This is a genomic window from Mesorhizobium sp. M0715 (assembly GCF_040320355.1).
GTDB lineage: Bacteria > Pseudomonadota > Alphaproteobacteria > Rhizobiales > Rhizobiaceae > Mesorhizobium.
Genome location: NZ_JAMYPL010000029.1, coordinates 21,431 through 43,764, shown reverse-complemented (window position 1 = coordinate 43,764; position 22,334 = coordinate 21,431). Strand labels below are relative to the sequence as shown.

Genomic DNA, 22,334 nt, shown 5'->3' with positions numbered 1-22,334 from the left:
GTGATGGGCGAGATCCTTAAGCGTATGTACGGCGGCATGATGGACGCTTGCAAGCAGCCAGACAAGATTATCGCGAAGCTAAAATAAGAGGTTCGATCCAATCGGCGATGCTCAATACCCGCGCCATTCTGGTTCAGCCGGGCGTTACATCGCCTCGCCAAGTTGAGGATGTATTGGTCGCGAGCAGCCGTGCGCCAATTTGGAACCCACGACCATATGCAACGATTGGGGACTGTCCGAAGAAGGCCGAGAACGGTTGAAAGTGCGCTAGATGGAGATATTCTGAATTGGAACGGGGGCCTGGTTTATCGCCAAAGCGAGACATGGATGAAAAGCAGATCGCGCCCAACGCCTGATCCAACCATTGCAACGGAAGTCCCCTGGTCGGAAAGCCTAACCGCATATGATGACAAGCATTTCGAGCTCTATTTGAAGCTCATGGACGCTTGCGCCGACAGTGCCAGCGAAGAGGAGATGGCGCTGCTTCCAAGCCGGCCGCCTCAATAACTGCGGCGCCGAACAAGGTTGCCCGAGAGATCAGGTGGCGCCCTCGGGGGATGCGAGGACACTTGAAAGCCGCAATCGGGTTATCATCTCCATACTGCGTGATCTCTCGGTGTACTACGGTCCCGACTTTACGGATGTCACCCCCGTCGGCCTGGGGCACCCCTTCAAGGTGACATTCACGTCGGCCCCGGATTTGTCTGGCACCTACGAGAACGTTGCAGGGAGCGGCTCGGTAAGCGGCTTTGAACGACCCGGTCAACTCGTAATGACCTACTCCGGAGCAGATGGGATGTCCCATGGAGTTGCCATTCTCCAAGACATTCAGACCCACCTTTCTTCCAACAACGTCGAGCATGATTACGTGGGAGCCGTTTTGGTCCACGCTTGCTATAAGGCGGACACCCAGCAGTGCGATGCCGCCAAATCACGCAATATAAATTCTGCAGGGCGATTTTGTCGAAAAACAGGGAACCCGACAAGGATCCTTCCCTCAAGGGTTACTCGACGAACCATGTTCGGCTTTTCAGAACGATCTGAAGCTGAAACTTAGCCCGACGGCACAGCTTTAGGCACGAAGGCGCTCACCAGGGTCGCAGCTCAAAGAGAACGGCGCCCTTCGCCGGGGGGCCGTCCGTTCCGCATCCCGCCTGACGGCGGCGCGTTGCTGATGCTCCTACGGCCGCCCTGTTGAGCCGGTCTCAGGGCCACGGTCTTTCTCCTGCACCGATCTGACTTGGTCCCGCTGGCGGGCATTTAGGTGCTTCCGTTTTGTACGCTCTTCTTTCTTGGGCCGCTTCGCGGCACGGCTGCGCCGACATGGATGTGCCTAGCGGCACCTCTCCTATGTAGCGGGAAGAGAGGCGCGCGGCCCTCTCTCCCCAGCAAGCCGCCGCGGGCGGGTTCCCCCATCTTCCTCCGCTTCGCTAGGTGCAGACCGGGGAGACCCCTCCGCCCCCGGGACTTGCCCCCCCCCTCGCTCCCCGCTACTCGCCGCGAGGCAGGGGTTCAGGGGACCTGAACCCATCAGGTCAATCCCTGAAATCAACACGAGCAAGTCCATGAATACCGCAGTTATCACTATCCCGCCCGCAGGTAGGGCCGAACTGGCCGCCAGCATCGAGGCCCATGGCCTCATCCATAACCTTTTGACCCGCAAGGCCCCGAAGGGAGCCAAGTTCGAAGTCGTCGCCGGAGGGCGGCGACTGGGGGCGTTGCGGTTGCTGCTGGACGAGGGCCGCACCTACAGGGCGTGGCTGTGACCAAGGATTATCCGGTCAACCGCTGGCTTGAAGACATTACGGCAGTTGCCGGCCATTATGCGTTTCTCCCTGAAGTCGACCTGCCAGATTTACTCAACGGCTTAGGCTACCGAAGCCTGGGGATGAGGATCTGGAGGGCATTGCCCAAACAGCGCGAGAGCACTGGGGAATCGGATTGCGACCGACCCCAACGTAGTTGCTCTGCTGGAGCAGATCGGCGTCGTCGTGGCGAGCGAACCAATGGAAACCACACAGTTGGATGGGCTAAGCAGGTGGGGATCTGATCGTCGCCCACACGTACTTCTAGCGCAGTCATTCGCGCGAAGACAATTTGATGCCGCGCACGAGTTGGCCCACCTCTTGCTGCACCGTGCAGTGTCCGAGGATGAGCTTGTCGAGAACTTCAAGCTGATCTAAGACCAAGCTCATCGGTTCGCTTCAGCGTTGCTTCTGCCGGCGAGTCAGTTCTCGGCTGAGGTCACTAGTGCCTCGCTTTGGGAGCTGAGAAGGTTCGCTGGCGCGTGTCCATCAAGGCTCAGATCATGCGTCTCCAACGCCTCTGCATTGTCGATGCCGAGGGAGCGACCCGCCTTTATCGTAGCTACAGCGCCAAGGGCTACTCAGGATCCGAGCCCTACGATGACGTTTGGCCGCTGCAGCAACCTACGTTACTGGCTGATGTATTTCGGACCGTGGTGGATGACGGGGGCTGTCCAAGGAAGAGCTTCGGCACGATCTGCCGTTGTTCGCTCATGATGTTGAGAGCTTGGCTGCACTTCCTCCGGGCTGGCTCTCGCAAGAGCCTGCTCGCGTCGTGAAGCTGAAGCTCGTGGCGCCGACCCGCGGTGAGGGGCCGTCCGGCCAGCTCGGCGAGGTCATACCAATGTCGCGCCGACAATAAGCGACGTCCGCCAAGAAATATGCCGCAAGCGAAACAGCGGTGGTGTGCTTACATATGGGCAAGCTGCCGTTGAGATAACCGTCTGCCTGTGCCTAGGCTGCCCTATAGCCGACAGGGAAAATGCGCTGGTGTTTCTTCTTGTAGATGCAGTAAGTGAGCAGATCGTAGGTGTTTGAGAAGCTGTGCAACCAGAATACATGGGGTTCGCCGTTCGCATCATAAAAGATGCTTTCGCCTTCGCCTACTGGACCCCGTTTGCGGTTCGTTGCGTGATCGCAGATCGCGGAATAGGCAACTGTGGTGGTGATTCCGGGAAAGTGCTCAGCTAAAGCTATCGATCTTGGAAAATATGCCACATTGTCATTCCCCGCCTTCTCGCAAATATCTCTGTGATACGGATGCCGACTGACAACGCCGAAGGCAGGAAACTCCGGGTCGCGTTCACAAACCATTTGCCAAAGTGTTGTTGTAAGTGTGTTCCCATAGCGCTTGCGAAGCTGCTCGATACTCTTCCATTCCAATGAGCAGTCCAGCGCTTCCGGTCGAAACCTTCCTCCGAGAAACAAGAGATGGCGTCCGCCATAGTTAGCTTCTGCTTCCATTGCCTGATGGAATGTTGGGTTCAGCGTGGACTCGTTGTCGCCCAGAAGCAGGGAGCGATGCCACGGTAGAAGGTCATGTGTAATTTCATGTGCGATGAGGAAGCGTCGCTTTAGCTCGGCTACCTCGTCATCGATGAAGATTCTTTTGTCGCCTTCCTTCAACATTAGGATACCACGAAGGCCATATTGCTGGACTACATCGACCATGCGCTTAGCCGTGCTGGTGATCTCGTTCCCAGCCATTCGCGCCCTGTGGGCGATCTCATCTAATAGGCTCAAGTTCGCCTTGCTATAATAGGTAAGGTCAAGCTTTTGCAGCGCGCGCACCTGCTCGAGCCTTAATGGGGGCTCTGGATTGCCGAGATCACGTAGCAAACGTGATATGTGCTCATGGATATCTCGGCGCTCAAAGTTCCCGATTATCGGCTCAATCGCAGACATGGTCATCCATTCTTCTTATCGATTGACGCCAGTACCTTAACGAAATCGTTGAGGTCGCGCCTTTCAGCCTGGCTTAGTTTCGATAGGTCGTCTGAACTCGCAGCAAAACGATGCACCGCTTCGGTGAGATTGTCATTCTGCGCGGACGCCGCCGCAGTCAGCAGTCCTACAGCACGTGCTGAAACCCCAATAAACTCGGCTAGCTGATGAACGGTACGCGGGCCTGGAACATAGTTGGGATCCTTCTCCACCTGCTCCAATTCCGCCGCATCAACACGAATTTTGGCAGCCAACTGCGCAATGCTTAAACCGTCCTTGCGTCGAAGCTGATGCACCAACTTAAACAACACAGCAGATTTCTGTTCGGGGGCAGCCGAATTAGGCTGCCCCGCAGTTGCTTGATGACGAGACTTCTCCTGCATAAGACGCTCAAGCGGAGCTGCGTCGCGGAGCGGGAGCCCCACGTCGCAATCGACATCCGGATCATGTTCGATATGGCTGCGCAGCCAATCGGCAGTGAAATGTAATTTCATGGTCGACTCCTCTTGTTAGTGTTGCACGGATAGGAAAGTCGCAGCATCCCTGCTGGAAAGCTCGAAGTATCTAAGTTCTTTATGTACTCCTTCGCTATCCGTTCCGAAATCCGTCATTCCGATCGCATCCCGGTAGAAAACTTCTGCGCCACGAAGTGAATGCAGGCCAATTCGGCCACCAAATTCCTCTTCTAGGCTCAAGCTGACTGCCGTACCGATGAGCACACGGCCCGCGCCCTTGTAAGTCGGGTCAGCAACCAACTTTGGTCGGTTCCATGGAGCCGTCGCCAAAAACTCCACATAGATCAGCGGCGCTCGCTGATGCTCGGGGTGGCGACTGAAGCAATCCTGACCGCCTTTGCGCGTCATCATGATGGCTTGGGTACTGCCACCACATTCAAGCACGAAGAAATCGAACAGGAAGGGGTCGTTCAGCGCAGCCAGCGCCTTCTTGCCCCATTCCCAATGGGCGTCTTCAGCATTGACCTCTGCTAACGTCTGAAGGGAAGCCTTAGCCTCCCTCCGACGCAACTCAAAAAGAGGTCGCCAGCGTCCTTCGATATGCGCGAGATTCGTGCTGTCCAAGCCATGATACAGGTGTGCATCTTCGTACAGGCCTGTGGCACGATTTTTGAGAAAGACTCGATCGATCAGCTCTTTCATAGAACCATCAGCTCTACTTTTTCTGATTTATCCGCGCTTTCGACGAATACCTTTTCGCCCCGCGCCAGTCGATCGTCGACTGATTTGTAGAGCCGCAGCGCTTGGCGAACGAGTGCGGTTTTAGACAACCCTTTTTCTTCACACATGGTTTCAAGGACGCTCATTTCTGCGTCCGACAAATTAAGCGTCATCGTACGCTTCACAGGCGTTTCTCCCTAACCAGCATCCTCCATGTAGCTATAAAGTCCATATCTGTCAATCAAAAAACAATCATTAATTAGCTAATTAATAGCTAGACATTGGCTAAAAAATCCATATATGATTTGTGCAGAATGAGAAACAAGGAGGCTTCAATGCCTGACGTAACGGACTTTACATATAAGCTGGATGGTCGCGTGATCGCCACCAATGACGCCATAATCTCAGGTCGCGAGGTCCGCACCATCGGCGGGCTCAATCCAGCTAGCGATTATATTCTCATCCAGATTGCGGACGGGTCCACGCGTTCGATCGGGCTTGAGGAGCAGACCGACCTGCGACAGATGCCGCAGCCGGAGTTCCTTTCATTCGAAGGCGATCGGACCTTCTCCCTCACCGTCAACGAGCGCGGCTGGGAATGGGGGTCGGCCAAACTCTCCGCAGCTGACATCTACCGTTACGCCAGCATCGATGAGGAACTCGAGCTAATCCTGGACAGCGCCGGCGACGCGGTCATTCCCACTGATGGCGAGGTGACTCTGAGCGGACAGGGAGTCGAGCGCATCCGCAGCCGCGAAGCGAAGACGGTGGTCATCAAGGTCAACGGGCGACCGCGTACGGTGCCTAAGAAAAAGCTCAGCTATCGCGAAGTCGCACTTCTCGCCTACCCTGACGCCGACTTCGAGAAATTCAAGTACACGATAACTTACCTGAAAGGTGTACACGGCGCGGAAGGTGATCTGGTGGAGGGCGAAAAGATCGAAGTCAAGAATGGGATGGTCTTCAATGTCCGCCGATCTGATAAGTCGTGATCCACATCTGAAGCAACTGCTGGACGAGGGGTTTGAGCTTGAGATGCGCGACCTCGTCCTCCTCGTTCACAGCGTGCCCTATGTGAAGCGGGACATGTCGCTTGGTCGAGGCACACTTGTCTGCACTCTGTCGCTGGATACGGAAGGCCTGACCTCGACTCCACTGACGGACCACACCATGTGGTTCGCCGGCGAGACGCCTTGCCATCGCGATGGCACGCCAATGACAAATATCATCCATAATAGTCAGGAAGCGACTGTGGGGTCGGACATCAAGGTCCACCATTATTTCTCGTCGAAGCCAGAAGGCACCGGCCAGTATGCCAACATTTACGACAAGGTTGTCACCTATGAGTCTCACCTCGGTGCTGCTGCGCGGTCTCACGACAAGACCGCCAACGCGCGTACAGGCGTCACGTTGGCCAGTGCGGAGGACGATAGTCCCTTCGCGATTCCCGATTCTGCGTCAGTCCGCTACGGAATCCTCGCCGCCAACCGCAAACTCAGGGGCAGCATCGCGATCATCGGCCTCGGCGGAACCGGTGCCTATCTGCTCGACCTCGCCGCCAAGACCCGTGTTGCCGAGATCCACATCTACGATGACGACCAGCTTCTCAACCACAATCTTTTCCGTTCGCCTGGTGCTCCTGAACTGGTGCTAGCGAAGAATTTCCCCCGCAAGGTAGATTATTACGCTGCGCTCTACGCGCGCATGCACAAGGGCGTGAAGCCGCACACCACTCGAGTGACGGCTGACAACATTGACGAATTTTCAGCCTATGACTTCGTATTTGTCTGCGTTGATAAGGGATCGTCGCGGCGCGTGATTGCCGAAGGGCTGGTTCGCCTGGGCATTGCATTCGTCGACACTGGCATAGGTATAGGGCTGGACGACAACACGCTCGACGGTTGCGCAAGGGCAACGTTTATTGCCCCTGGCATGCCGTGGGCGGAAGTGGCTACCCATCTGTCGTTCGGTGACGACGACGAAGAGGCCGATGTGTACGGAACCGAAATCCAGATCGCCGAACTCAATTCTTTGAACGCGATTATGGCGGTCATGCGCTGGAAACGCTGGCTGACCTTCTATCGTGATGAGCGCAACGAAAGGAACGCGACATACATGATCGAGGGCAACAATATCACAAACCGGGTGACATGATGGCTCGGGTGGATTGTCTTACAACGGTCTTCGTCGAAGACATTCCGGAACAACTGGAAGACGGTGTCCTTTACGTGTCGCGCGAATGCCACGTCGCGCTGCATAATTGCGCGTGTGGGTGCGGCGAGGAGGTTTCAACACCGCTCGTTCCGACTGAATATGACCTCATTATGGAAGACGAGGGAGCCTCGATATGGCCGTCGATCGGCAATCACGACTTCCCTTGTGGCTCGCACTACATCATTAAAAGCGGCCGCATCCAATGGGCCGGCAAGATGTCTCGCGCGCAGATCGAAGCGGGCCGCGTCCATGACCGTCTGCTCAAGCGCGGCGCCCAGCCGAAGGGGCTCAGGGCCATCGTCGCATGGTTCAAGCGCCTGTGGATCAAGTTCATTGGCTAATCAACGTTTGCCATGGGGTCGGCCGCAATTTGCGGTCGGGCTGGCGCCGACACGGCTGTCCTCCGATTGGCTCCAAGTAGGTCTAGGAAGCCGGTAGTCGTTGATGTTGCAAATCTGAATGAAGGGCAGGTTTCAGGGAAACGGTTACCTGGCGGCGTTGTCCAAATGAGGCGCGAAGCCCGATCTTTCATCCAGGAGCACCCGGACAACGCCGAAACTCGCTCGTCAGGGCCGGAGATCGCTTCGTTTTCTGTGAAGTCGGTCGATTAGGGATTCATTTTGGTCGGTACCCATCCAATTCTGAATGAACCGAATTTGGCGGTCTGACCGGCCGAACAGATAGGTGTCTGCTGACCCAACGACGTGTTCGTTTATTGGCCTAATGCCAAACCCAGACGCTGCCGCGCGCGGGATCATGTCTGTACCGCAATGCGGGCAAGAGCCCCCGAAACCCGCTTGCGGGCGGAATCTTCGCCCATCGACCAATGCGTTACGCATGGCACCTTTCCCGGCAATGCAGATATGTGGCAGAATTTATGGCCGGGAGCGGGAGCGAAGATATATGCGAGGGTAAAACCTTGGCATGCTTATCGTTGGGCGCGATCACTGAGAATGGCCTTTCAAACCAATCAGGAACCTGTTGCTGCCACCTACGGCATTGCCGGGACGTCGCGCCAGAACGCGACAATCGCGTCTGAGAACGTCTGGAACTGGTCATCGCTCACCTTGAGGTGCGTGTGGTTCAGCAGTTTCTCTGACCACGGCGGCCGAGTGCCTTTGAGCGGATCGTCTAGATACTCGGAGCAGGTTTTCTTCAGGTCATCCAGCGATTTTCCGGCGCCGTGCTTGTAGACGTTGACCACCAACCGGCACGCATCGAGCGTCTTGAAGTAGTCCGTGCTTCGGACTTTCCAGCCGAAACTTTCCAGGAGGTCTGCAATCTTGGCGAAATCCGCTGACCAGACCTTCGCAGCTGCCGTATCCCCTCGATGCCAGTTTCGTAATTCGCGGACCAGCCAGTCCCGCAGCTGTTTGTCCCACTCGTGGAACATCCCTGCGGTGACACTCAACCGGGTTTGGTCGCGTATGCCGCTCAGGAGCTGGTAGAACTCAATGCCGGCGTCGCGAGCAGCCTCGTAGAAATCCCCGGAATCGTCTCAAACCGGCCTTTGCTTTGCTCCAGCACTGCGGGGCCAGATCCGGCGTTCCCCGCCGCGCTGAAATGCCTCACTCCTGCGGCCTCACACTCGCCAGGAGGCACAAGTGCATCCCCATGCCTGACTGGCAGTGCGCTTCGCCGCAGGAAGAGTCCCGTTACTTTCCCGGCCTGGCAGGGCAGCTTGTCTCGGCGCCGCTGAATTCCGATCTGCAAAGCGGCCTCATTCCGTCACGCGCTGTGAAAAAAGGGCAGGAGGGCTACGGCTTCCATTTCAGCGTCAGCCGCTGAACGCTTGAGCCGTCTCTACGGCTATTCGGCTGGGGTTTTCCGAAGCTTTTCTAACACAAAGAGCTTGCCCTGGCGCACGGCGTACTCGATTGATTGCGCCTTCGCCAGATGTGCCGCAATCGAGCTGGCCAGCATGCAGCCCGTCCCGCGCATCGATGCGGCAAGACGCGGCGTGTCAAAGCGGACTGGTTCGTGATCGGGGCGCAACAGAATATCGGTTGATTGCGGTCCCGATGCATGGCCGCCCTTGATCAGCAGAGCCCGCGCGCCGGCTGCCAGCAATTCTTGGCCTTGCCACACTACGCCGTCCTCATCCACTGCCCGCTCCGAGCCAACAAGGAGTGCCAGCTCGAAGAGATTGGGGGTGACCAGACGGCAAAATGGCATCAGATCGCATTTCAGGGCGGCGATGGCGCCGGCTTCCAGGAGCGCCCGGCCTGACGTCGAGGCCAGCACCGGGTCGAGCACTGCCGGCACCTGCGGATTTTCGCGCAGCACTCCGGCAACCGCAATGACGATCTCCACCGTGGCGAGCATCCCGATCTTGATGGCCGCCACTTTGTTGGCCTGCAACCCCGCACGCATCTGACCGGCCACCAGACCGGGTTGCATAGAGTGGATTTCCATGACCGCATGGTGCGTCTGCACCGTCAGCGCGGTGACAGCAAGGCAGGTGCGCACGCCAATGGAAGAGATCGTCTCGATATCGCGTGCGATTCCAGCCCCACCGCTGGAGTCAGATCCGCCGACCACGAGCACATGCGGTTCTCGCCTCAGCGCCATGGCTTTGTCTTTTCGATCCATTCTCGCGTGCGCGCTTCGGGATTGGCATTCAACGTGATGTCGGTGACCACCGCCGCGGTGTCCGAACCAGCCGCGAAAACACCGTCGAGCCGATCGGGGTTGAGGCCGCCAATGGCGACCAATGGGATCGGCGCCACCCGATGCTTCCACTCGCTGATCCGCTCGAGCCCTTGCGGCGCCCATTTCATCTGCTTCAGGACGGTGGGATAGATGGGGCCGAGCGCGATATAGTCGGGCTCGGCAGCGATGGCCGTTTCCAGTTCTAGATGATCGTGCGTGGAAAGCCCGAGCTTCAATCCGGCGTACTTAATCGCCAGCAGGTCGGCCGCAGCCAAATCCTCCTGGCCGAGATGGACGAAGTCGCAGCCTTCCTCAATTGCCGTGCGCCAATAGTCGTTGACGATCAGTTGGCAACCATGGACCGCGCAGACGCCGTTCGCGCGGCGGATTTCCGACCGCAGCGTGGTCTCGTCCCTATCCTTGATGCGCAACTGAACCAGCTTGACGCCGAGCGGGACCAGCCGCTCGACCCAGTCAGCGCTGTCGACGATCAGGTAGAAGGGATCGAGCTTCATGAAAAAACGGCCCTGCCGATGGTCGGCGTCGACGGCACGGCGACGTCGCGCGGTTCAAGCATACCCGAGCTGAAAGCTTCACGACCGGCCTCGACCGCCTTGCCGAACGCACGCGCCATGCCGACCGGATCGGCCGCCTTGGCGACCGCGGTGTTCAGGAGTACGGCGTCAAAGCCGAGCTCCATAACGGTTGCCGCGTGCGACGGCCGTCCGAGCCCCGCATCCACGATCAGCGGAACATCTGGGAAATGTCCGCGCATCGAGCGCAGCGCCGTGATGTTGATCGGTCCGAGAGCGGAACCGATCGGCGCGCACCACGGCATCAAGACCTTGCAGCCCGCCGCAAGCAGCCGCTCGGCAACGATAAGGTCGTCGGTGATATAGGGGAATACAGCAAAACCGTCCTCGCACAGGATGCGGGCGGCTTCGACCAGACCGAAAACATCCGGCTGCAGGGTGTCATGGTTGCCGATCACTTCGAGCTTGACCCAGTTCGTACCGAAGACTTCGCGCGCCATTTGTGCGGTCGTGACCGCTTCCTTGACGGAGTGGCAGCCAGCAGTGTTGGGCAGGATTCTGACACCAAGCGAGCGGATCAACGACCAGAATTCTTCGCCAGCCCTGCCGCCTGCCATTTCACGGCGCAACGAGACGGTCACCACCGCCGTGCCCGAAGCCCTGACTGCATAGGCAAGGATGGCCGGCGAAGGATATTGAGCCGTGCCAAGAAGCAGGCGCGACGGAAGCTCGGCTTCATAAAGCTCGATCATGGCCTAGCCGCCCTGCATGGGCGAGAGGATTTCAATCCGGTCGCCGTCGTTCAACTGGAATTCCGCCCGGTTGGCTTTGTGCACGAGGTCATTGTTGACGGCGGTCGCGAGCCAATCGCCCTCATAGTCGAGCGCGGCAAGCAGCTCGGCCAGCGTGGTGGCGGCAACCTCATGCGCTTCGCCGTTGACCATCAGTTTCATGAGCAAGCTCCTTGGTTCTGTCTTGAGTGAAAACCAGGTCGGCAGCCTGGCGCGCCATGGCGGGAGCCAGGAGAAAACCGTGACGATAGAGCCCGTTGATCGCGATGATTTCACCCTTGGTTTCGACGCGCGGCAAATTGTCGGGAAAGGCTGGGCGGACGCCGACACCGGTTTCAACGATCTCGGCCTCGCCAAAGGCCGGGTGGAGGGCATAGGCGGTACCCAGCAGCTCCATTATGGAACGCGCCGTCACCGGTCCGGCACTCTGGCTTTCAATCATCGTCGCTCCGATCATGAAACGGTGATCGGTGCGCGGCACGGCATAAAGCGGAAAGCGTGGATGAAGCAAACGGACCGGCCGCGACAGCGAGACATCAGGCGTGCGAAGAATCAGCATTTCGCCGCGAACACCGCGCAGCCTGTCATCGGCCGCTGCCATTCCCATACAGTCTATCTGACGGGCGAAACCCGAAACAGGCCGGGCGTCGCAGCCGAAGTGGAATTTGACACCCATGGTCGCAAGCTTGTCATGAAGTGCCGCCATCGCCGGGCGTGGGTCGAGGTGAGCCTCATCGGCGAACAGCAATCCGCGGCGGAAGCGGCCGGCTAAGTCGGGCTCCAGCAAGGCAATTTCATCTTCCTCGACGCGCCGATAGCCCGTCGTGCGGCTGGCGAACCGGTCGAGCTCGCCCGCATCGCGCGGCGCGGCCAAGACCAGCGTTCCCCGTCGTGCTACCAAGCCTGGCGTTGCGGCGTCCCACCAGTCGGCGGCGTCGCTTCCGAGATCCAGCACCGGCTGCTCGGCGCTTTCACGCTCGCACCACGGCGCCAACATGCCACCGGCGAACCACGACGCATTGCCCCCAAGGGCAGGCCTTGTCTCGGCAACGGTAACCGCCGCGCCGCGTGCGGCGAACTCGAAGGCGGCGGTGAGGCCAGCAACGCCCGCTCCTTTGACCAAGACCTTCATGATGGCTCACGTGGCTGAGGTATGAGCGGTGCCCCGGTCTCGTCCGCCGGCAGGTAGAGATCACCGCCCTCGCGGTATTTCGCCGCCATCGCCGCCATGCCCTCTTTCTGCGCCTCGGCACGGATGTCGTGAGAGATACGCATCGAGCAGAATTTCGGTCCGCACATCGAGCAGAAATGCGCCACCTTGTGCGCTTCCTTGGGCAAAGTCTGGTCGTGGAAGGACCGCGCCGTTTCCGGATCGAGCGACAGGTTGAACTGGTCCTCCCAGCGGAACTCGAAGCGCGCGCGGGAAAGCGCATCATCCCTGACTTTCGCTGCCGGATGGCCCTTCGCCAGGTCGGCGGCGTGGGCGGCGATCTTGTAGGTGATCACGCCGATCTTGACGTCGTTGCGATCGGGAAGGCCGAGATGCTCCTTGGGCGTGACGTAGCAGAGCATGGCGGTGCCGAACCAGCCGATCATCGCGGCGCCAATGCCTGAGGTGATGTGGTCATAGCCCGGCGCGATGTCGGTCGTCAGCGGTCCAAGCGTATAGAACGGCGCCTCGCCGCAGACGGCGAGTTGCTTGTCCATGTTCGCCTTGATTTTGTGCATCGGCACGTGGCCAGGCCCCTCGATCATCACCTGGCAATCCTTCGCCCAGGCGATCTGCGTCAGCTCGCCGAGCGTTTCCAACTCGGCGAACTGCGCCGCGTCGTTGGCATCGGCGATCGAGCCCGGACGAAGGCCGTCGCCGAGCGAGAAGGAGACGTCGTAGGCTCTGGCGATGTCGCAGATCTCCGCGAAGTGCTCGTAGAGGAAGCTCTCCCGGTGATGGTGCAGGCACCATTTGGCCATGATCGAGCCGCCGCGCGAGACGATACCCGTCACCCGGTCGACGGTCAGCGGGATGTAATGCAGCCGCACGCCGGCGTGGATGGTGAAATAGTCGACGCCTTGCTCGGCCTGTTCGATCAGCGTGTCGCGGTAGACCTCCCAGGTCAGATCCTCGGCAATGCCGCCGACCTTTTCGAGCGCCTGGTAGAGCGGCACCGTGCCGATCGGCACCGGCGCGTTGCGCACGATCCAGTCGCGGATGTTGTGGATGTTGCGGCCGGTCGACAGGTCCATCACCGTATCGGCGCCCCAGCGGATCGCCCACACCATCTTTTCGACCTCTTCCGCCATCGACGATGTGACGGCGGAGTTGCCGATATTGGCGTTGATCTTGACCAGGAAATTGCGGCCGATGATCATTGGCTCGCTCTCGGGATGGTTGATGTTGGCGGGGATGATCGCCCGTCCGCGCGCCACCTCGTCACGCACGAATTCGGGCGTGACGAAATCGGGCAGCGTCGCGCCGAAAGCCTCGCCGTCGCGCTCAAGCTTGCCGCGCAGGATCTCGCGACCAAGGTTCTCGCGGATGGCGACGAACTCCATTTCGGGTGTGATGATGCCGGCGCGCGCGTAGGCAAGCTGCGTCACCGCCTTGCCTGCTTTGGCCCTGAGCGGTCGGTGGCGGATGGGAAATTCTGGCGTCAGGCGTTCGCCCGTCGCGAATCCGTTGTCCTCCGGCCGGACATGGCGGCCGTCGCAGACCTCGACATCGCCGCGCGCCAAGATCCATTCGTGGCGAAGCCGGGCCAGGCCTTTTTCGATGCTGGTTTCGACAGCCGGATCGGTATAGGGGCCCGACGGATCGTAGACGGTGACGGGCGGTTCGCCGGCTGTCGGATGGACGGAGATTTCGCGCATCGGCACCCTGATCTGCGGGTGGATGGCACCGGGCTTGTGGATCTTACGCGAAGCAGGCAGCGGCCCCGTTGAGACGGCTGGGGTGAGGGCATTCATCTTGAGGCTCCTTTGCTCATGCATTGGAGACCCAGTTCTGTGCCGGAAGGATGAAAAGACGCTTCTGTCGACCTGCCGAAACAGGACCTCGGGCGTGAACTCCCGCAGAGCGCTTGCACCGTCCCTACGCCAGTATGAACTGGATCAGGTTCAACGGGTCACTGCGCCGCGAAAGCCAGCAGTATCTCAGCCCCTTGCCGGGACTCCCCTGGTGAATGCCTCAAGTTGAACGGGCCGGCGTTGTCTTGTCAAGCGCATGTTCGTCCTGCGGCGGCGGTGGGCGGCATTCAAATTGGGCCCAAATTGGGCCGACGGCCTCGCCATGGGTCGCGGAGAAGTTCCGCGGGAGACAAGGCAGGTGTGGCCAAAGCTGCATTTGCCTCGTCAAACTTGATGTGACATTGACGTAGACGGAACTGCTGCGTTTCAAGGATCTTAAGCCGTCAATGCCTGATCGGAACAGAACTGGTGGGCCGCCCGAACGCCCCACAAACATCGTGCTCTCGATCACCTCTTATTGTCGCCGGAAAAGGGGTGATCGACCATTCGATCAAGTCGACCGCTCGCTGAAGGGCGCCCTCGGTTTCAGCACGGCTGGGCGAAGTGGCAATGACATGTCCAATCCAGTCTCGGAAATCCCCCTTCCTGACGATCGGTGTCTTGGGTTCAACATTCAATTTGACCTCGGCCACACCTGATATAGCAGCTGCCTGAGTGTCGCCACCAATCCAGTCGAGGGTGCCATCTTGATCAGGAAGCAGGAATCGCGCGGCCGCAGTATGCGAATGCTTTTTGCGCAGATCCCATTCCTCGCCAATGACAAGCTTGATGTGCTCGGTGACGAGGTCGACACCGTAAGCTAACTGGACCAGTTGAGGGTCGGGCGCGCCACTAAGACGCGGATTGACTTCAATGACAACTGGACCGCGTTTCGTGCACCGGAGTTCAATGTTAGTTGGCCCCCAGCCAAGGCCGAGAGCCCGCAAACAGCTCAGCGAAACATCGGCGATGCGCTCACGCTCCTGATCGGTTAGCAGGGCCGGATACGTCACCTCACGTATGACGAAATGGGGGAGGGGACCAAAGTCATTGGCGCAAATCGCAACGACCTCATTCCCCATAACATTAATGCTATAGAACGGGCCCTGTGCGAATTCTTCGACGAGTATTTTCGGTGTAGACCGCCATATGTGCTTTCCGCCCAATAGATGGGTCGTATGTTCGGCTACGTCTTCGAGGCTGCGGCACAATCGGACACCCATGCTGCCGCTGCCTACTGCCGGCTTAAGAATCACGGGCAGGCCGATCTCTGCAGCCGAGCTTTCTACCTCCGCCGCATTCGCTGCCAACCGATAGGCCGGTATTGGAACGCCGGCCTGCGCGAGGAGTTGGCGTTGCTTGAATTTGTCGCAGCTTCGTTCAATCGATTCAGGGTTCGGTCCCGGTAGATCGAAATGCCGGCAAAGCTTGCCAACTGTCGCATAGATCGATTCATGGTCCCCGGCAAAGCCAGTAATGCCAGCAATGTCGTGGGTAGCACGCAGCCGCGAACTTTCGCGGACCAACGCTTCGAGATTGCCAGTGTCGACACGGATTGCCTCAACGTTTTCCGCCGAAAGATAGTCGTACCGAGGTGGATCAGCCGTCAGAGTAATTGGATGAAGACCAAGACACTGAGCCGCTTGGACGTATAGCTGACCAGTACCCCTATGGCCTTCGACCAATATGAGCGCTCTTCTTCTTACCATTGCTGTTAATCCCGATGTTGCGTGCTGGCGGCGGTCCGAGGGTACCGGTGTCACTTTTGTGGCCGTGCCGGACCTCAGACTCGGGGTGCCGTACCATTGTCAACGACTGACGGTTGTAAAAATCTTGTAAATTGATTTGAAGGATCTGTTGCAGCGTTTTTGATTAGGGCGGCGTCGGAGGCTTGCTCCGTTCAAACCAGGTTAGCTGGGGTTGGTGTGTGATCCCGTGGGCCTGGGCGTGACCTACCCCTCGGGTAGGGCACGCCAAGCCACATCAAACTCGCAGCACAAGAACATGCGCTCTGGTCATACCGGCTCATGGTGAGCCCTGAATCTGGAACCGGCCCGATGTGTAAGCAGCGAGTCGTCAAACGGCCCCATTCAATCATGGAGTCACATCATTTAAGATCGCGAAAGCTGTCATTGCGGGTTACGGAACTGCTTTCCGATGACATTCGAAGATGCGATCGGGCGTCAGAACCGGATCGCTGACCGCCGCTTCCACCTCGGCGAGCCCGGCTGATATAATCAGGTCTGAGGCTGCGCGCCCTGTCGTTCCCAGCATTTACATTAGGCAGCCTTGCCAAGATTGTCCCGCAGCAGAACCTGCCTGAGCGCATCGACGAACGTCCGAATATCTGTCGTACTATGGGCAGGCGTAACCGTCACCCTGAACCGCTCGGTTCCCACCGGAACACTCGGCGCCAGAATTGGCTGAACGTATATTCCATGCTGATCCAGAAGCTGGCGGGACGCTTCCTTGCAACGGAATGGATCACCAATAGGCACAGGAATGATGTGGCTTCGGGTCGGCATGACGGGGATGCCCGCCTCTTTCAGCAATCCGATTAAAAGTTTCGTTTTCCGGTGCAGATCAATTCGTTCTGAATCTGAATCGCGAAGATGGCGCAGCGCTGCCAGCGCACCAGCCGCTAGCGCTGGCGCAAGCGCCGTGGTGAAAATGAAACCGATCGAGAAGCTTCGTATGCTGTCAACAATGGAGGCACGTCCGGTCACATAACCCCCCATCGAGCCGAACGCCTTACCTAGCGTCCCTTCGATGATGGTTGGACGATCCATGATGCCAAGTTCCGCGGCAATGCCGGCGCCTTTCGGACCGTACATTCCCGATGCATGAACTTCATCCAGAAACGTCATTGCGCCAAATTCGTCCGCCATGTCACAGATATCTTTGATCGGTGAAATGTCACCGTCCATTGAATATACCGATTCAAAAACAATGATCTTGGGTCTTGCAGGATTTACGCTGCGCAGAAGCTCCCGCAAATGCGCAACGTCGTTATGCTGGAAGACGCGCTTTTCGGCCCGGCTGTTGCGGCATCCACTAATAATTGAAGCGTGGTTGTGCGCGTCAGAAAATATAATTGTGTCCGGCATCAAAGATGCCAATGTACTCAATGATGAATCGTTTGAGCTGAAGCCGGAAACAAAAATCAATCCTGCTTCCTTGTTGTGGAAAGCTGCAAGCTCCCGCTCGAGCAACACGTGATAATGGTTGGTGCCACCAATGTTGCGGGATCCTCCCGATCCTGCGCCGTTGGCATCGATGGCGCGCTTCATTGCCGATAGCACTTTGGGGTGCTGCCCCATACCGAGATAATCATTAGTGCACCAAATGGTTATCTCTTTTCGGCCGTCGGGCCTATTGAGCCAGGCCTTTGGGAAGTTGCCAGACTGACGCTCCAGATCGGCAAATTCACGATACCCGCCACGGCCTTTGAGTTGCTCGATTCTTCCGGCGAAATACTGCACATAATCCAAATCAATCTCCTGTTGGGAAGCCGTTTTTCGGCGCGCTCAGTGCTGCTTCACAGCGCACCTGCGCCGGCCCATCGCGTCGCATCCCTCGACAAGCACCAGCAAGATTGGATTTCGACTACGCGCTTGATCTTGCGGGGGTTTCGGCCGCTCCAGCTAATTCGGGTAACGCGCCCCAAAGTGCAAGTGAAGAGAATGTTAAATCTATTTGTTACTGAAATGTCTGAAATTGCATGAGTGTCGCAAGCGATTTCATAATTCTGGCCAGTCGTCGTTCGATTCCTGTCGCGGCCTTGTCAGAGCTGCGCTCGGCGGGCTTTCGGGCCCGAGAGCCGCAATGCGCGAGGGCCGCGTCTTGTCGCGCAACAGCCCTTGAAGCCCTTCGGCGGCGAAACGCTCTGCAAACGCCATACGCAGCTTTTGGACGTGCTGGCCTGCCGGATCATCTTGACGGTGCCGACGTCATCGTCGGTCCAGCCGGTTCGGAGTCGCCTCAGAATCGGAAATTTCTGCCCATCAGACTGGAAATTGACATGTAAGCTTCCCGGCTCCTTCAGATGTCATCATCTCTCGCACACCAACTCATGCCACGCAGATGAGATCGCGCCTTTTTCTGTCGTCACATTCCATTGTCAGAATCGGAAAAGAAGGGTCTCCTTGTTTTTATATGAAACAAAATTTCACAAATAATTATGAAAACGGACATGTTTGCTGCAGACAATTAACGTGCACGTACTTGTCTGCCGCTGCATAACGAAATATAGGCAGCGATTATAACTTATAAACGTAGTGAAACGCGTAAATCGACATTTCCATAGAGCTGCAGCAGAGGCGAGGGGAGTCCCATGGGCCCTATGAAGATGCAGCCCGAGGAGATGGGCAGCCTGTCCGCGCGGATTTACAGCAAGGTGCGGGATGGCTTGATCATCGGCAATTTCGCGCCGGGCGATCGTCTCCTTATGCAGGATCTTGCCGGGCAGCTCGGAACCAGCATTACGCCGGTGCGCGAAGCCTGTCTGCGGCTCGTCAGCGAGCAGGCGCTCGAGTTGCGCTCCGGCAGGTTCGCCGCGGTGCCAGACCTCAGCCGCGCCCGCTACATTCAGATCAAGCTGATCCGCGTGGCACTTGAAGGGCTTGCGGCAGAACACGCTGCCGACCATTTTGCCCCCGCCGATCTCGAACAGCTTGAGACCTTCCGCGCCTCATTTGTAGAGAGCCATAAGGCCGGTAATATCAAGGAAGCGCGATCCTCCAATCGCGCTTTCCACTTCGGCGTCTACCGCCTGTCGCGTATGCCGATGCTGATCGGACAGATCGAAAGCATGTGGGCCTCGATGGGTCCAATCCTTAACGTTTACGATCGGGAAATTCCGCGCGGGTACACCGGCGCGGAAGAACATGACCATCTCATCGAGGCCTTGAGGGGTGGCGACAGGAAGAGGGCCCGCGAGGCGATCGAGAACGACATCCAGCGAGGCTCACATGGTTTTCTGCGCTATTTCGACGAGCGCGGCTCCGGCTGAGCTGAATTGCCCTAAGCACCATCGATCTGCGCGACGCGGGGTGTGCGCAGGCCGGCTGTTTCCCCGCCGTCTACAGTCACCACCGTGCCGTTGACATAGCTCGATTGATTCGAAAGTAACCAAGCGACCACATCAGCGATCTCTTCAGGGGCACCGAAGCGGTTTGCAGGGATCCGCAGTTCGAGCTGCTTCTTGCGCAGTGCATCGCTTATGATGTTGCCCATCATGCGTGTTTCGATCTGGCCGGGGCAAACAGCGTTGAAGCGGATCTCCTCGCCGAACTCCAGCGCGAGTGCCTGCGTCAGCCCGATGACCGCGGCCTTTGAGGCGCAGTAGGCAGCGAGCCCTTCTTCGCCCGTCTTTCCGGCGATGCTGGCCATGTTGACGACTGAACCCCTCCCGAGCCGCAAGCCGTCCAGCGCATGACGGATGAAGAAAAAGACGCTGCGTGCATTAACCGCAAGGACCTCATCCCAATCGTCCTGGGTGGCGGTGGCGAAGGCAATGCGCTTCGACATGCCGGCATTGTTCACGAGCCCCGCGAGCCGGCCGTTGCCAAGTTCAAGCGCACGGTCGACGACACGGCGGCAATCGTCTTCACGGATGATGTCACCGGCAACGAACGTGACACCGTGATTGGCGCGTTCGAGCGCCGCGCCCGCTTCTGCATCTCGGCCGGTCGCCACCACTCTGGAACCGGCAGACGCAAGTTTCTCAACGCAGGCCCGCCCAATCCCGTGCGTGGCGCCTGTTACGATGATCATTCCAATTCACTCCATTACGTATTTGGCAACCGCACAGTTTGGGGGGCTCGCTTTTGGGCCAATCCCCGCCCCATCAAATCATGACGAACAACGTTGTCGTCACCTAGGATCAGTGGATCAAGTTGTGACGCAGGTTAAAGCCGGTGGACTGGCCCAAGCGCCGGGCCGTCGGCCCAACGGCTAGATTGGCGATACTGCGCATGTGGCCATGTCTTTCCTCGCGTGATGGGGTGTTCCCTAGAAGCGGAGCGATATGCGGGTGTGACGACCGATAAGGCGGACCGGCTATTCCGATGGGGACATCCATACTGTCGCATGACCGACTCGTCATCCCCGCAAGGCCAGTAATGCCAGAAGTGCTGCACAACGCCGAGAACGCACACCCCCAATCAGTGTTTCGACTGTTCGCGGCACACGGGATCGGCCTCTCAGCTGACAAAACCATGTCGCAATGGCTGGACGTGCATCGCGATTTGCGAGCCTGGTGACGCGGGACCTTGCGCCGGCACGCTATCAAGGGAACCGGCCGCGACGGCTTGCCGGCGGAGGCTGTGCTGCCCTGCCCCTGCTCAAGCAGCACCACCCACTAAGCATCGGGAACCCGCGTTCCATTTAGAAGCCTCCACGTTGCGGGCCTTTGCCCGGCTGCCGGGAGAATGAAGTCGCAAGACAACACCCGCAATCCGGGCGCCGACCTCTAGGAAGAACTCAGGCTGGCAAGCGCCAGACGAGAGAAGTTGGAAAGCGGCAGGGTCGTGCGCGGGGAACCGTCATTTCAACAATCATCCGACCGCAGCGTGTTATGGCACGCTGCCGTGCGGTTCAGCGCGGCTGTTGCAGCACGCGAATGCACTGGGCACATCTCCTCCCTAAAGACCCTATGACGATTTGGTCGATAGCGAAGTGCGGCTGCTGACCAATGGCTCTGTATTCGAAGGCCACGCTGATGGCTTTGACTTATTCGCCGGCGCTTGATGTCAGGCAACTCGATCGACAAGCCGCATACCGGTCGGTCGCGAGGAAGCCCACATCGCCGAGGCCAGTTGCATGGCTGCTGTCTCCGACCTCGTCTTTCGTCAAATGGATTGTGATCCCGGTCGAGGCAGCGAAACCGCGATTGAAGACACCTTCCCGGCTGAGCACCGGCTAATGAAAACCCTATTGACTTATAACTTATAAGTAGTACGGTAGCACTGTGAAAATGAACAACGGCGCGGATGGCCCTGAAGGCGGACTCGCCTAGACGGTACTACGATCCGCCAGCAAGCCTCTGCTCCCAAGGCAGACCGCGGAGCCGGCGAAATCGCCGGCTCCGGACCCGGGAACACACGAAAATGGGGAATCACATGACCAAGAATCACGCTTTCCGATCCATCCTCGCGGCGGCTTTCGTCACCGGCGTGGCCGTCCTGCCCAACGCCGCCCAGGCCAAGGATTGGTGGCCCTTCAAGATCAACTCGGCCAAGGGCGGCGATCTGAAAAAAGTCGAGGCACTCGACTATGTGCCGCTGGAAAAGGCCGAGAAGCCTTGGAACCTGTGCGTCTTGTTTCCGCACCTCAAGGACAGCTACTGGGTCTCGGTCGACTACGGTATCGTTGAGGAAGCAAAGCGCCTGGGTGTCAAAGTGACGGTCCTGCAGGCTGGCGGCTATGACGCGCTGCCCAAGCAGCTGTCGCAATATGACGATTGCGTCGCATCCGGTGCCCAGGGCATCCTCGTCGCCGCCATCTCGGAAGCCGGCCTGGCGGCCAAGCTGAAGGAGGGCGACGCCAAGGGTCTTGTCCAGATCGCCGTCGCCAATCCCATCCTGGAAACTCCGATCACCGCGCGCATCACGCCCGATACCTACCAGAAGGGTTTTCAGGAGGGTGAGTACCTCAAGAAGTATCTCGGCGACAAAAAGACGACCGCAATCGGCCTGCCGGGTCCGCAGGGATCGGGTTGGGCGGAGAGCTATATGGCGGGCTTTCGCGACAGCATCAAAACCGGCAACATCAAGCTCGCGGCCGAGCTCTATGGTGAGCCCGGCGTTCCGCAAAGCCTGCGCCTCGTCGAGGACGCCCTGCAGACCTATCCGGATCTCAATGTCATCTGGGGCGGGGCTGCTGCGGCGGAAGCGGCCGTCAGCGCCGTCGCCGACGCTGGCCGCGACGATGTCGTGATCATGTCGTCTTACGAGAACCAGACGATGCTGAAGCTGGTCAAGGAAGGCAAGGTGCTTGGCTTTGCCGCCGAGTATCCGGTGATGATGGGCCGCATCAGCGTCGACCTCGCGGTGCGCGCCTTGGAAAAGAAGGACTATGAGAAGGTTCTGCTGGTCGCGCCGGGTATCGTGACCAAGGACAACGTCGACAAAATCGACCCGACGCAGATTTTCGCGCCCGATGGGTGGAAGCCTGAATTTTCGGTACAATAGTCGCATCTTCGATGGGCGGTAGACC

22 protein-coding genes, 1 pseudogene and 1 riboswitch are annotated in these 22,334 nt (G+C 58.5%); of the genes and pseudogenes, 9 read left to right on the top strand and 14 right to left on the bottom strand.

All coding sequences use genetic code 11. From position 1 onward, the window contains the following. The first annotated feature begins 1,565 nt into the window (after positions 1–1,565). Both NKI21_RS27305 and NKI21_RS27300 read left to right on the top strand, forming a co-directional pair. Positions 1,566–1,766: a ParB N-terminal domain-containing protein gene (locus NKI21_RS27305; protein ID WP_352538820.1), complete on the top strand. Its 201-nt coding sequence runs from the start codon at positions 1,566–1,568 to the stop codon at positions 1,764–1,766. 240 nt (positions 1,767–2,006) lie between these two features. Continuing rightward, complete coding sequence (locus tag NKI21_RS27300; protein ID WP_352868335.1) at positions 2,007–2,183, top strand: ImmA/IrrE family metallo-endopeptidase; 177 nt, start codon at positions 2,007–2,009, stop codon at positions 2,181–2,183. A 576-nt stretch (positions 2,184–2,759) separates the two neighbouring features. On the opposite strand, the gene NKI21_RS27295 is transcribed toward NKI21_RS27300, so the two are convergent. From NKI21_RS27295 to NKI21_RS27280, 4 genes are read right to left on the bottom strand one after another with little or no spacing between them, the layout of a single operon-like run. Next, the gene (locus NKI21_RS27295) at positions 2,760–3,716 is read right to left on the bottom strand and encodes an ImmA/IrrE family metallo-endopeptidase (protein WP_352538818.1); all 957 of its coding nucleotides are present in this window, start codon (positions 3,714–3,716) and stop codon (positions 2,760–2,762) included. Further along, positions 3,713–4,243, bottom strand: a complete 531-nt coding sequence (locus tag NKI21_RS27290; protein ID WP_023830723.1) for a helix-turn-helix domain-containing protein — start codon at positions 4,241–4,243, stop codon at positions 3,713–3,715. The genes NKI21_RS27295 and NKI21_RS27290 overlap by 4 nt, the downstream gene beginning before the upstream one ends. A 15-nt stretch (positions 4,244–4,258) precedes the next feature. Next, positions 4,259–4,906 carry a hypothetical protein gene (locus NKI21_RS27285; protein WP_352868333.1) on the bottom strand — a complete coding sequence of 216 codons (648 nt, stop codon included), beginning with the start codon at positions 4,904–4,906 and terminating at the stop codon, positions 4,259–4,261. After that, positions 4,903–5,109 (bottom strand): ribbon-helix-helix protein, CopG family, encoded by a 207-nt coding sequence (locus NKI21_RS27280; RefSeq protein WP_010913797.1) that lies wholly within the window; start codon positions 5,107–5,109, stop codon positions 4,903–4,905. The genes NKI21_RS27285 and NKI21_RS27280 overlap by 4 nt, the downstream gene beginning before the upstream one ends. Positions 5,110–5,259: 150 nt before the next feature. On the opposite strand from NKI21_RS27280, the gene NKI21_RS27275 reads away from it, so the two are divergent. From NKI21_RS27275 to NKI21_RS27265, 3 genes are read left to right on the top strand one after another with little or no spacing between them, the layout of a single operon-like run. Next, the gene (locus tag NKI21_RS27275) at positions 5,260–5,916 is read left to right on the top strand and encodes a multiubiquitin domain-containing protein (RefSeq protein WP_352868331.1); all 657 of its coding nucleotides are present in this window, start codon (positions 5,260–5,262) and stop codon (positions 5,914–5,916) included. Continuing rightward, the gene (locus NKI21_RS27270; RefSeq protein ID WP_023697173.1) at positions 5,891–7,078 is read left to right on the top strand and encodes a ThiF family adenylyltransferase; all 1,188 of its coding nucleotides are present in this window, start codon (positions 5,891–5,893) and stop codon (positions 7,076–7,078) included. The genes NKI21_RS27275 and NKI21_RS27270 overlap by 26 nt, the downstream gene beginning before the upstream one ends. Further along, positions 7,078–7,479 (top strand): ubiquitination-like system serine protease family protein, encoded by a 402-nt coding sequence (locus NKI21_RS27265; RefSeq protein ID WP_032898265.1) that lies wholly within the window; start codon positions 7,078–7,080, stop codon positions 7,477–7,479. Before NKI21_RS27270 ends, NKI21_RS27265 begins: the two co-directional genes overlap by 1 nt. Before the next feature lie 650 nt (positions 7,480–8,129). Here NKI21_RS27265 and NKI21_RS27260 read toward each other — a convergent pair. Next, positions 8,130–8,549 (bottom strand): hypothetical protein, encoded by a 420-nt coding sequence (locus NKI21_RS27260; RefSeq protein ID WP_245272726.1) that lies wholly within the window; start codon positions 8,547–8,549, stop codon positions 8,130–8,132. A gap of 203 nt (positions 8,550–8,752) precedes the next feature. Between NKI21_RS27260 and NKI21_RS27255 the strand changes: the two genes are divergently transcribed. Beyond that, a complete protein-coding gene (locus tag NKI21_RS27255; RefSeq protein ID WP_352538816.1) occupies positions 8,753–8,926 on the top strand; it encodes a hypothetical protein in 174 nt (57 codons plus the stop codon). 21 nt (positions 8,927–8,947) lie between these two features. Here the strand turns inward: NKI21_RS27255 and NKI21_RS27250 are convergent, their stop codons facing one another. The 8 genes from NKI21_RS27250 to hemA all read right to left on the bottom strand — a co-directional run bounded on the left by NKI21_RS27250 (position 8,948) and on the right by hemA (position 17,608). After that, on the bottom strand, positions 8,948–9,709 hold the full coding sequence (locus NKI21_RS27250) for a hydroxymethylpyrimidine/phosphomethylpyrimidine kinase (RefSeq protein ID WP_352538849.1): 762 nt from the start codon (positions 9,707–9,709) through the stop codon (positions 8,948–8,950). Continuing rightward, positions 9,700–10,305: a thiamine phosphate synthase gene (locus NKI21_RS27245; protein WP_352538815.1), complete on the bottom strand. Its 606-nt coding sequence runs from the start codon at positions 10,303–10,305 to the stop codon at positions 9,700–9,702. The genes NKI21_RS27250 and NKI21_RS27245 overlap by 10 nt, the downstream gene beginning before the upstream one ends. Beyond that, positions 10,302–11,075 carry a thiazole synthase gene (locus NKI21_RS27240; RefSeq protein WP_352868328.1) on the bottom strand — a complete coding sequence of 258 codons (774 nt, stop codon included), beginning with the start codon at positions 11,073–11,075 and terminating at the stop codon, positions 10,302–10,304. The genes NKI21_RS27245 and NKI21_RS27240 overlap by 4 nt, the downstream gene beginning before the upstream one ends. A gap of 3 nt (positions 11,076–11,078) precedes the next feature. Next, positions 11,079–11,276 (bottom strand): sulfur carrier protein ThiS, encoded by a 198-nt coding sequence (gene thiS / locus NKI21_RS27235; protein ID WP_023685606.1) that lies wholly within the window; start codon positions 11,274–11,276, stop codon positions 11,079–11,081. Further along, positions 11,245–12,246, bottom strand: coding sequence for a glycine oxidase ThiO (gene thiO, locus NKI21_RS27230; protein ID WP_352868326.1), 1,002 nt, complete (start codon positions 12,244–12,246; stop codon positions 11,245–11,247). Before thiO ends, thiS begins: the two co-directional genes overlap by 32 nt. After that, the gene (gene thiC, locus NKI21_RS27225) at positions 12,243–14,078 is read right to left on the bottom strand and encodes a phosphomethylpyrimidine synthase ThiC (protein ID WP_352558838.1); all 1,836 of its coding nucleotides are present in this window, start codon (positions 14,076–14,078) and stop codon (positions 12,243–12,245) included. Before thiC ends, thiO begins: the two co-directional genes overlap by 4 nt. Positions 14,079–14,181: 103 nt before the next feature. Further along, positions 14,182–14,298: riboswitch (TPP riboswitch) on the bottom strand. A gap of 223 nt (positions 14,299–14,521) precedes the next feature. Then, complete coding sequence (locus NKI21_RS27220; protein ID WP_352558836.1) at positions 14,522–15,826, bottom strand: ATP-grasp domain-containing protein; 1,305 nt, start codon at positions 15,824–15,826, stop codon at positions 14,522–14,524. Between the two features lie 570 nt (positions 15,827–16,396). Further along, a complete protein-coding gene (gene hemA / locus NKI21_RS27215) occupies positions 16,397–17,608 on the bottom strand; it encodes a 5-aminolevulinate synthase (RefSeq protein WP_352868322.1) in 1,212 nt (403 codons plus the stop codon). A gap of 851 nt (positions 17,609–18,459) precedes the next feature. Here hemA and NKI21_RS27210 point away from each other — a divergent pair. After that, the gene (locus tag NKI21_RS27210) at positions 18,460–19,128 is read left to right on the top strand and encodes a GntR family transcriptional regulator (protein WP_352868320.1); all 669 of its coding nucleotides are present in this window, start codon (positions 18,460–18,462) and stop codon (positions 19,126–19,128) included. Between the two features lie 11 nt (positions 19,129–19,139). Here the strand turns inward: NKI21_RS27210 and NKI21_RS27205 are convergent, their stop codons facing one another. After that, positions 19,140–19,892, bottom strand: a complete 753-nt coding sequence (locus NKI21_RS27205; RefSeq protein ID WP_286461381.1) for an SDR family NAD(P)-dependent oxidoreductase — start codon at positions 19,890–19,892, stop codon at positions 19,140–19,142. 347 nt (positions 19,893–20,239) lie between these two features. On the opposite strand from NKI21_RS27205, the pseudogene NKI21_RS27200 reads away from it, so the two are divergent. Next, positions 20,240–20,762 (top strand): annotated as a pseudogene (locus NKI21_RS27200) (ISNCY family transposase); the annotation flags it as partial. Positions 20,763–21,238: 476 nt separating this feature from the next. Continuing rightward, positions 21,239–22,309, top strand: coding sequence for a TMAO reductase system periplasmic protein TorT (gene torT / locus NKI21_RS27195; RefSeq protein WP_023707089.1), 1,071 nt, complete (start codon positions 21,239–21,241; stop codon positions 22,307–22,309). Positions 22,310–22,334: the final 25 nt, after the last annotated feature.

What these genes read in the sequence shown, in the direction of transcription:
- NKI21_RS27205 (WP_286461381.1), bottom strand. Translation starts at nt 19,892, where the DNA reads ATGATCATCGTAACAGGCGCCACGCACGGGATTGGGCGGGCCTGCGTT.
- NKI21_RS27245 (WP_352538815.1), bottom strand. Translation starts at nt 10,305, where the DNA reads ATGAAGCTCGATCCCTTCTACCTGATCGTCGACAGCGCTGACTGGGTC.
- NKI21_RS27255 (WP_352538816.1), top strand. Translation starts at nt 8,753, where the DNA reads ATGCCTGACTGGCAGTGCGCTTCGCCGCAGGAAGAGTCCCGTTACTTT.
- NKI21_RS27270 (WP_023697173.1), top strand. Translation starts at nt 5,891, where the DNA reads ATGTCCGCCGATCTGATAAGTCGTGATCCACATCTGAAGCAACTGCTG.
- NKI21_RS27240 (WP_352868328.1), bottom strand. Translation starts at nt 11,075, where the DNA reads ATGATCGAGCTTTATGAAGCCGAGCTTCCGTCGCGCCTGCTTCTTGGC.
- NKI21_RS27305 (WP_352538820.1), top strand. Translation starts at nt 1,566, where the DNA reads ATGAATACCGCAGTTATCACTATCCCGCCCGCAGGTAGGGCCGAACTG.
- NKI21_RS27265 (WP_032898265.1), top strand. Translation starts at nt 7,078, where the DNA reads ATGGCTCGGGTGGATTGTCTTACAACGGTCTTCGTCGAAGACATTCCG.
- NKI21_RS27275 (WP_352868331.1), top strand. Translation starts at nt 5,260, where the DNA reads ATGCCTGACGTAACGGACTTTACATATAAGCTGGATGGTCGCGTGATC.
- NKI21_RS27220 (WP_352558836.1), bottom strand. Translation starts at nt 15,826, where the DNA reads ATGGTAAGAAGAAGAGCGCTCATATTGGTCGAAGGCCATAGGGGTACT.
- torT (WP_023707089.1), top strand. Translation starts at nt 21,239, where the DNA reads ATGACCAAGAATCACGCTTTCCGATCCATCCTCGCGGCGGCTTTCGTC.
- NKI21_RS27210 (WP_352868320.1), top strand. Translation starts at nt 18,460, where the DNA reads ATGAAGATGCAGCCCGAGGAGATGGGCAGCCTGTCCGCGCGGATTTAC.
- thiO (WP_352868326.1), bottom strand. Translation starts at nt 12,246, where the DNA reads ATGAAGGTCTTGGTCAAAGGAGCGGGCGTTGCTGGCCTCACCGCCGCC.
- NKI21_RS27285 (WP_352868333.1), bottom strand. Translation starts at nt 4,906, where the DNA reads ATGAAAGAGCTGATCGATCGAGTCTTTCTCAAAAATCGTGCCACAGGC.
- NKI21_RS27290 (WP_023830723.1), bottom strand. Translation starts at nt 4,243, where the DNA reads ATGAAATTACATTTCACTGCCGATTGGCTGCGCAGCCATATCGAACAT.
- thiS (WP_023685606.1), bottom strand. Translation starts at nt 11,276, where the DNA reads ATGAAACTGATGGTCAACGGCGAAGCGCATGAGGTTGCCGCCACCACG.
- NKI21_RS27295 (WP_352538818.1), bottom strand. Translation starts at nt 3,716, where the DNA reads ATGACCATGTCTGCGATTGAGCCGATAATCGGGAACTTTGAGCGCCGA.
- thiC (WP_352558838.1), bottom strand. Translation starts at nt 14,078, where the DNA reads ATGAATGCCCTCACCCCAGCCGTCTCAACGGGGCCGCTGCCTGCTTCG.
- NKI21_RS27300 (WP_352868335.1), top strand. Translation starts at nt 2,007, where the DNA reads ATGGAAACCACACAGTTGGATGGGCTAAGCAGGTGGGGATCTGATCGT.
- NKI21_RS27250 (WP_352538849.1), bottom strand. Translation starts at nt 9,709, where the DNA reads ATGGCGCTGAGGCGAGAACCGCATGTGCTCGTGGTCGGCGGATCTGAC.